The following is a 14277-nucleotide window of genomic DNA, read 5'->3' as shown; positions in this document are numbered from 1 at the left end:
CGGGCCGCCCCCGCCTTCTCCCTCGCCCGGGCCTTCGCCGGCCCCGGCGCCGGCCCCGGCGCCGGCCAACGGTACCGCGTCGAAAGTCGAAGGGGTCGACTTCTGGTGCACGAGGAGCGGCTCCACCACGGCCACCGGAGCCGCCACGGGAGCCTCCGGGGCCTCGGCCGGACGGAAGGCCTCCGGCCGCGCCGCCACCGGCCCGTCCACGACCGCCTCGCCGCCCGTGGACGCGCCGCCCGCCGCCTCACCCCCGACGAGCTCCGGCACCGGCTCCGATACCGGCTGCGGCACCGGCACCGGCCCGTCGGGACCGGCCGGAACCACGCCGGGCGCCGGCTCCAGCCACTCCTCGGCGCGCGGCTGCCCGGGGACGCCCAGCGGCCGCCGCGCCGGCCGCCCGACGCCGTCAGCGCCACCCGTCATCGCCGCTCCTCCTTCTTCTTCTCCCGCTCCGCCTGCTCCGGCAGCTCACCCGCGGGCCGGTCGAACTCGTCCGTCACCCGGACCGCGCCCCGGTCCGCCTCGGCCACCCAGCGCACCAGCAGCTCGCCCAGCGCCTCCGGCTGGTCGAAGTCGAGCACCCGCTCGCGGTAGAGCTCCAGCAGGGCCAGGAAGCGGGCGACCACGACCAGCGTGTCCGGTGCGTCCGCGACCAGCCGCTGGAAGGACGCCTCGCCCAGCTCGGTGAGCAGGTCGACGACCAGCCCGGCCTGCTCCCGCACGCTGACCGGCGGGGTGTGGATGTGGTCGACGTAGACCACCGGCTTCGGCTTGGGCACCATGGCCCTGGCCGCCAGCTGCGCGAACCGCTCCGCGCCGATGCCGATCACGACCTCCGGCAGCAGCTGCGCATGGTGCGGTTCCGGTCCGACGGTCCGCGGGCGGCGGAGCAGCTCGGCCGCCCAGCGCTCGCCGAACAGGGCGGCCGCCCGCTTGTACGCCCGGTACTGCAGCAGGCGGGCGAAGAGCAGGTCGCGCGCCTCCAGCAGGGCGAGGTCCTCCTCGTCCTCGACCTCGGCGGCGGGCAGCAGACGGGCGGCCTTGAGGTCGAGCAGGGTCGCGGCGACCACCAGGAACTCGGTCGCGGCGTCCAGGTCCCAGTCCGGGCCCATGGCCCGGATGTGCGCCATGAACTCGTCGGTGACGGTCGCCAGCGCCACCTCGGTGACGTCGAGCTTGTGCTTGGCGATCAGGCTGAGCAGCAGGTCGAAGGGGCCCTCGAAGTTCTGCAGCCGCACCCGGAAGCCGCCCCGCGACGCGTCGGCGCTCTCGACGGTCTCGGCGACGGTGCCCCCGGGAGCGGCTCCCGCGGGGGCGGCCCCTGCGGGAGCGGCTCCCGCGGGGACGGGCGGTTCCAGGCTGCTCGGCATGACGGTCCATCTTCACCCGGCCCCGCCGCCCGCCCCACGCCGGGGCCACCGACACGCCGCGCACGGCGCACCCGCGCACGGCGCACCCGCGCACGGCGCACCTGCGCCCGGCGTGCCCGCGCCCTCACGGCTCCGCGCCCGGACCCCGTACCCAGCCCCCGCAGCTCGGCACCCGGTCCCGGAGCGCCCCGGCGCCTCAGCGCCCGCGCAGCCGCCGCACCAGGATGCTGGCCTCGCCACGCTGCTCCAGGTCGGCCAGCACCACAGCGATGGCCTCCCGGACGATCCGGCCGCGGTCCACCGCAAGGCCGTGCTCACCGCGCAGCACCAGTCGCGTGTGCTCCAGGTCCATCAGCTCTTCGGCCGAGACGTACACGGTGATCTTCTCGTCGTGCCGCTCCCGCCCGCTGGGGCGGCGCGGTGCCCGGCCGCGCGGCCGGGGGCGCCCGGCGGCGCCCGCCTGCTCCTCGGCGGCGGCCGCATGCTGGCGCCCCGCGGGTGCGGCGGTCCGGCTGCCCACGGCCTGCGCGGCACCCGCCACGCCACCGGCCGCACCGCCCGGCGCCCCGGCGCCCTGGGAAACGCCCTGGGCGCCCCCGGCACCCGTTCCGGCCCCGTGCGCGCCGCCCGGCTGCGCCGGAGCGGGCACCGTCGCGCCAGCCGCACCACGGCGCTCCCGGGCCCTTCCGGCGCCGCCTGCGGCCTCCGTGCCCCCGGCCGTCCCGGCGGGCGCGTCGACGGCCCCCGGGGCGTCCTCACCGTCCGTGCCGGCCGTACCGTCCGCGCCGGCACCACTGCCGACGGGACTGCCGCCGGCACCGTTGACGGTCCGCGCGGTCTCCGGTCTGGGCGCCTCTGCGGCCGGACGCGGCGCGAGGGACGGCGACAGCGCCATCCCCCCGGTGGTCCGGAACAGCTCGTCGGCACCCGGGAGACTCACTCGGCGGGGCGGCACCGGTCGAGCACCTCCCTGGCGAGCTGGCGGTAGGCGGCGGCACCGACCGAGTTGGTCGCGTACGTGGTGATCGGCTCGCCGGCGACGGTGGTCTCCGGGAAGCGCACGGTCCGCCCGATGACGGTGTGGAAGACGTGGTCGCCGAACGCCTCGACGACGCGCGCCAGCACCTCGCGGCTGTGCACGGTGCGCGAGTCGTACATGGTCGCGAGGATGCCGTCCAGGCGCAGCTCGGGGTTGAGGCGCTCGCAGACCTTCTCGATGGTCTCGGTGAGCAGCGCGACGCCGCGCAGCGCGAAGAACTCGCACTCCAGCGGGACGATGACGCTGTGAGCGGCCGTCAGGGCATTGACCGTCAGCAGGCCCAGCGAGGGCTGGCAGTCGATGATGACGTAGTCGTAGTCCGGCAGCAGCGGCTTCAGGGCGCGCGCCAGCGCGGACTCCCGGGCCACCTCGCTGACCAGCTGCACCTCGGCGGCGGAGAGGTCGATGTTGGACGGCAGCAGGTCCATGCCCGGCACGGCCGTCTTCAGCAGCACCTCATCGGCCGTCAGGCCCCGCTCCATGAGCAGGTTGTAGACGGTGACGTCGAGCTCCATCGGGTTGACGCCGAGGCCGACCGAGAGGGCGCCCTGCGGGTCGAAGTCGACGAGGAGCACGCGGCGGCCGTACTCGGCCAGCGCCGCGCCCAGGTTGATGGTCGACGTGGTCTTGCCGACGCCGCCCTTCTGGTTGCACATCGCGATGATCTGCGCGGGGCCGTGCTCGGCCACCGGCGCGGGGATCGGGAAGTACGGCAGCGGACGGCCGGTCGGGCCGACCCGCTCGCGGCGCTGGCGCGCGGCGTCGGGGGCCAGCGTGGCGGCGTACTCCGGGTCCGGCTCGTACTCGGCGTCCGGGTCGTCGTAGGCGCCGTAGGCGATCTCGCCGTAGGCCAGGCCGTAGGCCGGCAGGTCGGCGTCGTAGTCGGTCACCGTGGTCACCTGTGCTGTGTTCTGGCGTGCTTCGAAGGTACGGAGTGCGACCGAGCCGACCTCGGCCGAGCCCACGGTGGCCTGCCGGGCCCCGGACTCCTCACTCGGCTGGCCGGCGGTGTGCTCCGCCAGTCCTGGCTGACCACCCCCGGGAGCAAATGTCGACTCATTCACAAGTCGTCTTACCTCCTTGGGCATCCAGGACTCTATGTCGATTCGTCAGCGTGGCAGCATGCCGACGGTTTGCGACTCTAGGCCGTTCAAGGCGTTCGCAGCAACACAATCCACGGTAGTGGGCCTGATGTGTCGACTATCGGGCAACCCTCTGTCAAGGGATGCGCGGGCCCTTGACCCTAACGTTTCTGCGGTGGGGTGACGCGACCCACAGAAATTGACGACAGAGCGACCCGCCGATGAAACCCCCTGTTCACGGGCATGGCGAAGCCCCCGACCCGGAAAAGGGTCCCTCCGGCCCGCGGACGGGGAGGAGAGAGGGTCGGGGGCCTGCGAACCGCTCCCGGGGAAGCAGCACGGCCGGGCCGGGTCCGGCGCCTGCGGGGCGCGGACCCGGCCCGGACCGGAGGTCGGACGTCAGGCGAGGACGCTCTCCAGGGAGACGGACTCCAGGCCGAAGGCCTCGGCGACGGCGCCGTAGGTGATCTGGCCCTCGTGCACGTTCAGGCCCTTGGCCAGCGCGGCGTCGCGGCGCAGCGCCTCCTTCCAACCACGGTTCGCCAGCTCGACGACGTACGGCAGCGTCGCGTTGGTGAGCGCGTAGGTGGAGGTGTTCGGGACGGCGCCCGGCATGTTGGCCACGCAGTAGAAGACCGAGTTGTGGACCTGGAAGGTCGGCTCGGCGTGGGTGGTCGCGTGCGAGTCCTCGAAGCAGCCGCCCTGGTCGATGGCGATGTCGACGAGCACGGAGCCCGGCTTCATGCGGGAGACCAGCTCGTTGGTGACGAGCTTGGGGGCCTTGGCGCCCGGGATCAGGACGGCGCCGATCACCAGGTCGGCGTCCAGGACGGCCTTCTCCAGCTCCAGCGAGTTGGAGGCGATGGCCTTGATCTTGGTACCGAAGATCTTGTCGGCCTCGCGCAGCTTGTTGATGTCGCGGTCGAGCAGGGTCACCTCGTAGCCCATGCCGATGGCGATGGTGGCCGCGTGCCAGCCGGAGACGCCACCGCCGATGACGACGGCCTTCGCCGGGTGGGTGCCGGGCACGCCGCCGGGCAGCACGCCGCGGCCGCCGGCCGGACGCATCAGGTGGTAGGAGCCGACCTGCGGGGCCAGCCGGCCCGCGACCTCGGACATCGGGGCGAGCAGCGGAAGGGCGCCGTTGGCGAGCTGCACGGTCTCGTAGGCGATCGCGGTGGTGCCGGACGCGATCAGCGCGTCGGTGCCGGAGCGGTCGGCCGCCAGGTGGAGGTACGTGAAGAGGGTCTGGCCCTTGCGCAGACGGTGGTACTCCTCAGCGATGGGCTCCTTGACCTTCAGCAGCAGGTCGGCGGTGGCCCACACCTCGTCGGCGGTGGGGAGGATGGTGGCGCCGGCGGCCACGTACTCCTCGTTGGGGATCGAGGAGCCGAGACCGGCGTTGTCCTCGATGTAGACCTCGTGTCCGTTGCGGACCAGCTCATGCACGCCGGCGGGCGTGATGGCCACGCGGTACTCGTGGTTCTTGACCTCGCGGGGGATGCCGACCTTCACGGCTAAACACGTCCTCTTGCCATGGGGGTCCCTACCGGAGAAGACCGGCGGGCGACGCGCACGGGGGGAAGCCTCCGGGCAGAGCGGAGGCATGGATCGCTGCGCGACTGAGTTCGAGTGTAATGAAGCCCAGTCGGCGTGTCAGCCTTCCAAAGTGAATAAATCTGCGAGATGCATTGGCAGGTTCGTAGGCTTCCACGACGATCTTCCCGCCAAAGCCGTCCCAACCGGGCATCTTCGACAATACTCCCGAACCGCCCGCTACCACCCGGCGTCGAGGCGTTCCCGCAGCTCCGCGAGGGCGGCCCCGACCGCCTGCTGCCCGCGCTCGTCGCCGAGCCGCCGCAGCACCCCGAGGGACGCCCGGTACTCCCGCTCGGCCTCGTCGAAACGGCGCTGCGCGGTGTGCGCCTCTGCCACCCGGGCGAGCAGCCGGGCCTCGGCCGCCTGGTCGCCCATCGACTGCCGCAGGCCGAGCGCCCGGCCGTACCAGTCGGCGGCGCGCACGGCGTCCCCGAGCGCCCGGTGGCAGCCGGCCGCGCCCTCCAGGGCCCGGGCGCAGAGCGGCTCGTCGTCGGCGGAGCGGGCGTGGTCCAGGGCGGCCCGGTAGTGCGCCGCCGCCTGCTCCCAGCGGCCGGCCCCGGCCTGCAGATCGCCCAGGTTGAGCAGGGCGGCGGAGGCCCGGCGGGGTTTGCCGTGCCGCTCGGCGACGGTCAGCACCAGCTCGTGCAGCTGGTAGAGGTCGGCGGGGGCGGCGGCGCCGGTCAGCGGCAGCGCCCGGAGCAGGGCGGTGACGAGCCGGCCGGCCGACCCGTCGAGGTCGCCCTGACCGATCGCGTCGGCGACCGCGCCGAGCAGGACGTCGCGCTCGCCCAGCAGCCAGGCGCGGGCCTCGCCGGCCGACCGCAGCCGCAGCGGGCCCGGCAGCGGCTCCGGACCGGGCCCGTCGGCGGGGTCGAGCAGCGTGCGGGCGGAGTCGGTGAGCCGGACCAGCCGCTCCAGCAGCCGGGCCCGGGCCAGCTCGACCTCGGCGGGCCGGTCCTCGGACTCGCGCAGCCGCACCAGCCGGGCGTGGAGGCGGCCGGGCACCCGGTAGCGGGGGGTGCCGTCGGCGGCGGCCGGCTCCTCGCCGAGCAACTCCCGCTCGGCGAGGGCGGCCAGCGTGGCGGCGGCCTCCGGCGCCGGGCAGCCGACCAGCGCGGAGGCGGTGCGCAGGTCGGCGGACTGTGCGGGGGCGAGGGTGAGGGCGCGCAGCATCCGGGCCTGGTTGGCGGGCAGCGTGCGGTAGAGAAGGGTGAAGGCGCCGATCAGCGGGTCGTTGTCGGGCACGGGTACGGGCTCGGCGGGCTCCGGAGCGGGCTTCACCCAGGCGGCCGGATCGGTCGCCGGCTCGGCCGCGGCGGGCGCCTCGTGCCGCACCGGCCCGGCGGGCGCCTGCTCTCCGGTAGCAGCGGGCCCGCCCCCCTTGCCGGTCCCGGCCCCCCGCCCGGCCCGGGCCTCGGCCGCCGCGGCCCCGCCGGGGCGGCCCTTGCCGACGGTCCCCTTCGCCGCTGTCCCCTTCGCCGCTGTCCCCTTCCCCGCTGTCCCCTTTCCTGCAGCACCGGCCGCGCCGCCACCGGACGCGCCCCCGTCCGCAACCGCCGCAGCCCCCGGCGCCGTGGACGGCCCGGTGGCCGACCGCGCCGCGGCCCCCTTCCGGCCCGGGCCCCCCGCCGGCCTTCCGTCCGCCTCGCGGACCGCCTCGGCCAGCTCCCGCGCCGCGTCCGTGACGGCCAGCTTCGGATTGCCCCGCAGCCACCCCGCCATCAGCCGCAGCGCGGCCGGCCGGGAGGCACAGGCCTCCGCGAGGTCGGCCCCGCCGACCGGGTCACAGCTGATCCTGGTCCCGCCGACCAGGTCGCCGAGCAGTTCGCCGGCAGCCTGCCGGTCCAGGCCACCGAGGATGACGGGGTCGATGTCCTCGATCCCTGTGAGCGGCCCGGCGGTGGTGGCCAGCACCAGGCAGCCGGGCTCGTCCGCGACCAGCGGCCAGACCTGCCCGGCGTCCCGGACGTCGTCCAGCAGCACCAGCACCTTCCGCCCGGCCAGCGCCTCGCGCAGCGCCACGCAGGCCGGCTCGTCCCGGCCGTCCTCGACCGCACCGGGCAGCGGGACGCCGGCGCCGTCCGCACCGAGCTGCTCCAGCAGCCGGCGCGCGGCGCGGGCGGGCGGCACCCGGCCGCCGTCGGGCGCCGAGAGGCGGGCGAACAGGATGCCGTCGGGGTAGTCGGCCGCGACCGTCACGGCGAACCGGACGGCCAGCGTGGTCCGGCCGGAGCCCGGGCGGCCGGCCAGCACCAGCACCGGGCTGCGCCCCTCGGACGGCCGCACGGCGGCGGCCCTCAGCGCGGCCAGCTCCGCGCGCCGGCCGACCAGCAGCGAAGGCCCGACGGGCAGCCGGTCAAGTCCGGGAACGCCCGCGACGGGTGCGCCGGGGCCCGGGTCCATCGTCGCCGTCTTCCTCGCCACCCGTGCCACTCCCGACGTCACCCAGCGCTCAGCGGAGGCGGCCCGGGACGGGCGCCCTGTCTGCGAAGCGTAGTTCGACCGTCCGGCGCAGCCGACGTGACATCCGGTCGTACGAACCGGTAAATCACCCCCGCGGGCCAACCCGCCGCACCTGCCGCACCTGCCGAACCCACCGGGGCGGTCCGGCCCGCCTGCCGACCCGCGCGCCGAAGGGGCGCGCCGGTGCCGGGAGGTGCGCCGCCCGTCGGCACCGGACGGGCACGCCCCGGCGGCGAGCCGGGCCCTGGCGGACAGGGCCTAGGAGAACGGCCGGGCCGGCCAGGGGGCCTCGGGGGAGCGCAGGGCGTCCAGCCCGCCGGGGCCGGTGAGCGCGGCGTGCAGGGCGAGGGTGCCGGTGATCAGGGTGGGGTTGTGCAGTTCGCCGGCGTGGATCAGCCGGACCAGCTCGGCGAGCGGGACCCGGGCGGTCTCGATCTCCAGCTCCTCGCCGTGGGCCTCGTAGCGGTCGCCCTCCGCGGCCGCGAGGTCGGTGGCGAGGAAGAGCCGCAGCGCCTCGTCGGTACCGCCGGGCGAGGTGTAGAAGTCGACCAGCACCCGCCACGTCCCGGCCTTGCAGTGCGCCTCCTCGTACAGCTCGCGCTGGGCGGCGTGCAGCGGGTTCTCCCCGGGCACGTCGAGCAGGCCGGCGGGCAGCTCCCAGAGGCGCTGGCGGACGGGGTGCCGGTACTGGCGCACGATCAGCACCCGCTGCTGGTCGTCGAGCGCGAGGACGGAGACCGAGCCGGGGTGGGTCTGGTAGTCGCGGCGGGCCCAGCCGCCGTCGGGCATCCGGACCTCCTCGGTGCGCACACCGGTGACCCTGCCCTGGAACGGTGTGGTGGTCCCCCGGATCTCCCACTCCTCGGCCACGTCGTGGATGCGCTGGTCGTCCATCGGTCTCCCCTTTTCGTCAGTACGACACAATCTAACGCCGAACGGCGGCCCCGCGGGAATCGCGGGACCGCCGTCCGGTGACGTGTCGTCGACTACTCGGCGGCGGGCTGCGCCGTCTTGATGTCGATGGCCGCCTTGACCAGGCCCGCGAACAGCGGGTGCGGGCGGGTCGGGCGGGACTTCAGCTCCGGGTGGGCCTGGGTGGCCACCAGGTAGGGGTGCACCTCGCGCGGGTACTCGACGTACTCGACCAGGTCGCCCTTGGGCGAGAGGCCCGAGAAGATCAGGCCGGTCTTCTCCAGGTCCGCGCGGTAGGCGTTGTTGACCTCGTAGCGGTGGCGGTGGCGCTCCTCGACGTACTGCTCGCCGCCGTAGACCTCACGGACGATCGAGCCCTCGGCGAGCTTGGCCGGGTACAGGCCCAGGCGCATGGTGCCGCCCAGGTCGCCCTTGCCGTCGACGATCGCCAGCTGCTCGGCCATCGTGGAGATGACCGGGTACTTGGCCGCGGCGTCGAACTCGGTGGAGTTGGCCTCGGGCAGGCCGGCCAGGTTGCGGGCGGCCTCGATGACCACGCACTGCAGGCCCAGGCAGAGGCCGAGCAGCGGGATCCGGTTCTCACGGGCGTAGGTGATCGCGGCGACCTTGCCGTCCACACCGCGGTCGCCGAAGCCACCGGGGATGCAGATCGCGTCGACGTCGCCGAGGTGCTCCTGCGCGCCCTCCGGGGTCTCGCAGTCGTCCGACGTGACCCACTTGATCTCGACCCGGGCGTTGTTGGCGAAACCGCCGGCGCGCAGCGCCTCGGTCACCGACAGGTAGGCGTCCGGCAGATCGATGTACTTGCCGACCAGCGCGACCTTGACGATGTGCTGCGGCTCGTGGACACGGCGCAGCAGGTCGTCCCAGGTGGTCCAGTCGACGTCGCGGAACGGCAGGTCGAGGCGGCGGACGACGTACGCGTCCAGGCCCTCGCCGTGCAGCACCTTCGGGATGTCGTAGATCGACTTGGCGTCGATGGCCGCGACCACGGCCTCCTCGTCCACGTCGCACATCAGCGAGATCTTGCGCTTGATGGCCTGCGGGACCTCGCGGTCGGCGCGCAGCACGACGGCGTCCGGCTGGATGCCGATGTTGCGCAGCGCGGCCACCGAGTGCTGGGTGGGCTTGGTCTTCAGCTCACCGGAGGGACCGATGTAGGGCAGCAGGGAGACGTGCACGAAGAAGACGTTGTCCCGGCCGACCTCGTGGCGGACCTGGCGGACGGCCTCCAGGAAGGGCAGCGACTCGATGTCGCCGACGGTGCCGCCGACCTCGGTGATCACCACGTCGACGTCCTCGGTCGCCATCCGGCGGATCCGGGACTTGATCTCGTTGGTGATGTGCGGGATGACCTGGACGGTGTCGCCCAGGTACTCGCCGCGGCGCTCCTTGGCGATGACGGTCGAGTAGACCTGGCCGGTGGTGACGTTGGCCGAGCCGTGCAGGTTGGTGTCCAGGAACCGCTCGTAGTGGCCGATGTCGAGGTCGGTCTCGGCGCCGTCGTCGGTGACGAAGACCTCACCGTGCTGGAACGGGTTCATGGTGCCCGGGTCCACGTTGAGGTACGGGTCGAGCTTCTGCATCGTGACGCGCAGGCCGCGGGCCTTGAGCAGGGCACCGAGGCTGGAGGCGGTGAGGCCCTTGCCGAGCGACGAGGCGACACCCCCGGTGACGAAGAGGTGCTTGGTCGTCACGGCGCGGCCGTTCGCTGCCTTGCCGGAATGGGGCTGTGCCAAGAGGGGGCTCCCGTGGGTCGCGTGTCGAAGGTGACGTGGGCGGGAGGCTCGCGGCTCGCCTGGCGACGGGAGCGCGGTGCTGGCGCACGTCGCTCGCGGGGTCGTCGGTTCGGCTGGTCCGGGGCGTTTGATCCCACCGGTCCACGGGATACCAGGGTATCAGTGACCCGGCCGGGGCGCTTTCCGGCCCGCGCCCGGTGGCACGGAACCACACGCCCGGCGCACCACCGGCGCACCGTACGGCGCACGTGTCACATCCGCCGCACCACCGGCCCGGGCGGGCCACTCGGCGGCGCTCGTACGGGCCATGCGGCGCCCTCCCGGCGGACCATCCGGAGCTGATCCTTCCGGGCCATCCTGCACGTCGGCCCCGCGATGCACGGCATTTCCGCCGAATTGCGGCGCCACGCAGGGCGGCGCCCGCGTGCTTCGCCCCTTTCGTCCGTCGTAAGCTGCACGGACGCATCGCCGACGTACGAGCACGCGGAGGGCGTGGGAGGGTCAGAACACCTCTCGGTCCCCGATGCGCGACCGGACCTCCCCGTACAAACAGCTCCTCCCCACCCACTCCAGGGGCTCGAAGAGCCTCGCGCGGACACTCCAGCAAGGCCCGCCACCACCCAACGGCGGGCCGGACGTCCCGGGGTGGCCCCCCGGCCCCGCAGACCCGCTGGCTCTCCCCGGATCGCCGATGCGTCCTGACCACATTGCGAACTGGAGATCCACGTGGCCGGCCGTATCGAGGACTACGCACTCATCGGGGACATGCAGACCGCCGCCCTGGTCAGCAGGGACGGGGCGGTCGACTGGCTGTGCCTGCCCCGGTTCGACTCGCCGGCGGTCTTCGCCGGCCTGCTCGGCACCGATGAACACGGCTTCTGGCGGATCGGGCCGGCCGAGGCGGTGGCCACCGAGCCGCCCGCCCCCGCGGCCGAGCCGTCCCCGGCCGCCGAGCGCGTGCGCCTCACCGACACCGGCGACCTGCGCGTCCCGCCCCCCACCGCCGCCGCGCCGGCCGTCCCCGCCGACCGGCGCCGCTACCGGGGCGACTCGCTGATCCTTGAGCAGGAGTGGGACTGCCCGGGCGGCAGCGTCCGGGTGATCGACTTCATGCCGCCGCGCCCGCTGGCCGGCCGCGACGCCGTCCCCCAGATGATCCGGATCGTCGAGGGCCTGTCCGGCACCGTCCGGATGCGCTCGGCGCTGCGGATGCGCTTCAGCTACGGCCGGGTCGTGCCCTGGGTGCACCGGGTCGAGCAGGCCGACGGCGGCCACCGCACCGTCGCCGTGGCCGGCCCCGACTCGGTCTGGCTGGACGGCGAGGCCGAGACCTACGGGCGCAACCTCACCACCTACGCCGACTTCGCCGTCGCGGCCGGCGAGCGGATCGCCTTCGCCCTGACCTGGCAGGCCTCCCACCTCGACCCGCCGACCGCCCCGGACGCCGAGGAGATGCTCGACGCCACCGCCGACTTCTGGCACGACTGGGCCGGCCAGTGCACCTACCAGGGCCCCTACCGGGAGGCCGTGATCCGCTCGCTGATCACCCTCAAGGGCCTCACCTACGCCCCCACCGGCGGCATCGTCGCCGCGCCCACCACCTCCCTGCCCGAGGACCTCGGCGGCGAGCGCAACTGGGACTACCGCTACACCTGGCTCCGCGACGCGGCGATCACCCTCTCCTCGCTGCTGCGCACCGGCTACCGGGACGAGGCCCGCGCCTGGCGCGAGTGGCTGCTGCGCGCCGTCGCCGGCGACCCGGAGAACCTGCAGATCATGTACGGCATCGCCGGCGAGCGCGAGCTGACCGAGTCCTCGCTGGACTGGCTGCCCGGCTACGAGGGCTCCCAGCCGGTCCGGGTCGGCAACGGCGCGGCCGGCCAGCTCCAGCTCGACGTCTACGGCGAGGTGGTCGAGGCCCTGCACCTGGCCCACATGACCGGCCTGGTCCGCAACGACCACGCCCACCACCTCCAGCTGCGCCTGATCGAGTACCTGGAGGACCACTGGCAGGAGCGGGACGAGGGCATCTGGGAGGTGCGCGGCCCGCGCCGGCACTTCGTCCACTCCAAGGTGATGGCCTGGGTCGCCGTCGACCGCACCATCAAGCTGCTGGAGCAGACCCCCGAGGACGCCCCCTCCGACGGCCACCTGGAGCGCTGGCGCGAACTGCGCGACACCATCCACCGGGACGTCTGCGAGAAGGGCTACGACCCGGAGCGCAACACCTTCACCCAGTACTACGGCGGCAAGGAGCTGGACGCCTCGCTGCTGCTCATCCCCCAGGTGGGCTTCCTGCCGCCGGACGACAAGCGCGTCATCGGCACCATCGAGGCGATCCAGCGCGAGCTCTCCACCGAGGACGGCTTCGTGCTGCGCTACCCGACCCACGACGAGAGCGGCAACAACGTCGACGGGCTCTCCGGCCACGAGGGCGCGTTCCTCGCCTGCTCGTTCTGGCTGGCCGACGACCTCGCCATGATCGGCCGGGTGCAGGAGGCCCGGGAGCTGTTCGACAAGCTGCTGTCGCTGCGCAACGACCTCGGCCTGCTCGCCGAGGAGTGGGACCCGCGGGAGAAGCGCCAGGTCGGCAACTTCCCGCAGGCGTTCAGCCACGTCCCGCTGATCGACACCGCGCTGCGGCTGACCGCCTGCGGCGGCGCGTACCTCTCCGCCCAGCCGAACGGCCCGGCCGCCGACCGGGCCGAGCAGGCCACGGTCTGACCGGTGGCGCCCGGCCACCGGCCGGGCGCCCGCCCGCGCGCCGACCCGCCCGCTACAGGCTGCGCTGGACCAGCTCGTCGTAGGTGCTGAGCACCTGGGCCACGGTGGCGGCCTCGTCCGGCCAGGTCTCGGCCTGCTGCCGGCCGGCCTCCGCCAGGCGGTCCCGGCCGGCCGGGTCGGCCAGCAGCCCGCGCACCGCCCGGCCGATCGCCGCCGCGTCGCCGGGCGGGACCAGCACCGCCGCGTCCCCGACCAGCTCGGGGATGCCGCCGACGGACGTCGCCACCACCGGCACACCGGCCCGCATCGCCTCCTGGACCACCAGCGAACGGGCCTCCCAGCGGCTGGGGACCACCACCACGTCCGCGGCCGCCAGCAGGTCCGGCACGTCGGTGCGGTAGCCGAGCAGCCGTACCGGCAGCTTCTCGGCCGTCACCCGCTCGCGCAGGCCGGGCGCCTCGGGGCCGTCGCCGGCGAGCAGCACCAGCGGCTGCGGGTCCAGGGCGGCCAGCTCGCGGGAGGCGTCCAGCAGCAGTCCGAACGCCTTCTGCGGGACCAGCCGGCCGACCGCCAGCACCAGCGGCCGGTCCGGTCCGGCGCCGAGCAGCGCGGCCCGGGCCGCGGCCCGCTCCAGCCGGCCCTCGGGCACCGGCGGCGCGGCGACCGGCCCGAGCCGGGCGTCGGTGGCGCCCAGCTCGCGGGCCCGGGCCACCAGGTCGGAGGAGGCGCCGAGCACCAGGTCGGCGGCGCGCGCCACCCGGCGCTCCATCAGCCGCTGCAGCCGGCGCTCCATGCCGGTGGCGAGCAGCGCGTGGTGCGAGGTGACCACCAGCGGGGTCTCGGGGCGCAGGCCCGGGAAGCGGCCGGCGGTGCGCAGCGCCAGGTCGGACAGGAGTCCGGCGCGCAGGCCGTGGGCGTGCACCACGTCGGCGCCGGTGAAGGCGCGGCGCAGCTCGCCGATCGCGGTGGCGTCGCTGCGGGCGCCCGCGGTGGGGGTGATGTCGACCAGGTGGAACCTGGCGCCGGAACGGGAGAATCCGAACAGCTCGTCCGTGCCGGCGGGCCCGCACACCGTCACGGTCACTCCGTGCGCGACCAGGCCCTGTGCCAGGGAGCGCACGTGCGCACCGATGCCACCGGTGCTGGCGGCCAGGACGAGCACCACGTGCAGCTGGCCCGGTTCGGGGGCGGCCGCGGTGACCCGGGCGGCGGAATGGTCCACGTCGTCTCGCATCCGACTCGATCAGGTTCGCGCGCCGTGGTGCGAGGATTGCCCGCAGCGGCGCTCGGGACTGGAAAGCCAGTGTCCAGCCGCCACCATGCCA

9 protein-coding genes are annotated in these 14277 nt (G+C 74.6%); 1 reads left to right on the top strand and 8 read right to left on the bottom strand.

The genetic code is table 11. From position 1 onward, the window contains the following. Positions 1-422 precede the first annotated feature (422 nt). The 7 genes from RMN57_RS28140 to RMN57_RS28110 all read right to left on the bottom strand — a co-directional run bounded on the left by RMN57_RS28140 (position 423) and on the right by RMN57_RS28110 (position 10228). The gene (locus RMN57_RS28140) at positions 423-1373 is read right to left on the bottom strand and encodes a segregation/condensation protein A (protein WP_313766080.1); all 951 of its coding nucleotides are present in this window, start codon (positions 1371-1373) and stop codon (positions 423-425) included. Between the two features lie 196 nt (positions 1374-1569). Next, positions 1570-2313 carry a hypothetical protein gene (locus tag RMN57_RS28135; RefSeq protein WP_313766079.1) on the bottom strand — a complete coding sequence of 248 codons (744 nt, stop codon included), beginning with the start codon at positions 2311-2313 and terminating at the stop codon, positions 1570-1572. Continuing rightward, complete coding sequence (locus tag RMN57_RS28130; protein WP_374209186.1) at positions 2310-3377, bottom strand: ParA family protein; 1068 nt, start codon at positions 3375-3377, stop codon at positions 2310-2312. Before RMN57_RS28130 ends, RMN57_RS28135 begins: the two co-directional genes overlap by 4 nt. Before the next feature lie 516 nt (positions 3378-3893). Then, the gene (gene ald / locus RMN57_RS28125) at positions 3894-5009 is read right to left on the bottom strand and encodes an alanine dehydrogenase (protein ID WP_313766078.1); all 1116 of its coding nucleotides are present in this window, start codon (positions 5007-5009) and stop codon (positions 3894-3896) included. Positions 5010-5270: 261 nt separating this feature from the next. After that, positions 5271-7517 carry a tetratricopeptide repeat protein gene (locus tag RMN57_RS28120; protein WP_313766077.1) on the bottom strand — a complete coding sequence of 749 codons (2247 nt, stop codon included), beginning with the start codon at positions 7515-7517 and terminating at the stop codon, positions 5271-5273. A gap of 297 nt (positions 7518-7814) precedes the next feature. Further along, positions 7815-8450: an NUDIX hydrolase gene (locus RMN57_RS28115; RefSeq protein WP_313766076.1), complete on the bottom strand. Its 636-nt coding sequence runs from the start codon at positions 8448-8450 to the stop codon at positions 7815-7817. A gap of 92 nt (positions 8451-8542) precedes the next feature. Next, positions 8543-10228 carry a CTP synthase gene (locus tag RMN57_RS28110; RefSeq protein ID WP_380237591.1) on the bottom strand — a complete coding sequence of 562 codons (1686 nt, stop codon included), beginning with the start codon at positions 10226-10228 and terminating at the stop codon, positions 8543-8545. Positions 10229-10954: 726 nt separating this feature from the next. Here RMN57_RS28110 and RMN57_RS28105 point away from each other — a divergent pair. After that, positions 10955-12952, top strand: a complete 1998-nt coding sequence (locus RMN57_RS28105) for a glycoside hydrolase family 15 protein (RefSeq protein ID WP_313766075.1) — start codon at positions 10955-10957, stop codon at positions 12950-12952. Positions 12953-13004: 52 nt separating this feature from the next. Here RMN57_RS28105 and RMN57_RS28100 read toward each other — a convergent pair whose 3' ends face one another. Beyond that, positions 13005-14186, bottom strand: a complete 1182-nt coding sequence (locus RMN57_RS28100; protein ID WP_313766074.1) for a glycosyltransferase family 4 protein — start codon at positions 14184-14186, stop codon at positions 13005-13007. Positions 14187-14277: the final 91 nt, after the last annotated feature.

The organism is Kitasatospora sp. CM 4170 (genome assembly GCF_032110285.1).
GTDB lineage: Bacteria > Actinomycetota > Actinomycetes > Streptomycetales > Streptomycetaceae > Kitasatospora > Kitasatospora aburaviensis.
This window is presented reverse-complemented; position numbering and strand designations above follow the sequence as displayed.

Coding starts and splice junctions, on each gene's coding strand:
- RMN57_RS28140 (WP_313766080.1), bottom strand. CDS start 1,373: ATGCCGAGCAGCCTGGAACCGCCCGTCCCCGCGGGAGCCGCTCCCGCA.
- RMN57_RS28115 (WP_313766076.1), bottom strand. CDS start 8,450: ATGGACGACCAGCGCATCCACGACGTGGCCGAGGAGTGGGAGATCCGG.
- RMN57_RS28100 (WP_313766074.1), bottom strand. CDS start 14,186: ATGCGAGACGACGTGGACCATTCCGCCGCCCGGGTCACCGCGGCCGCC.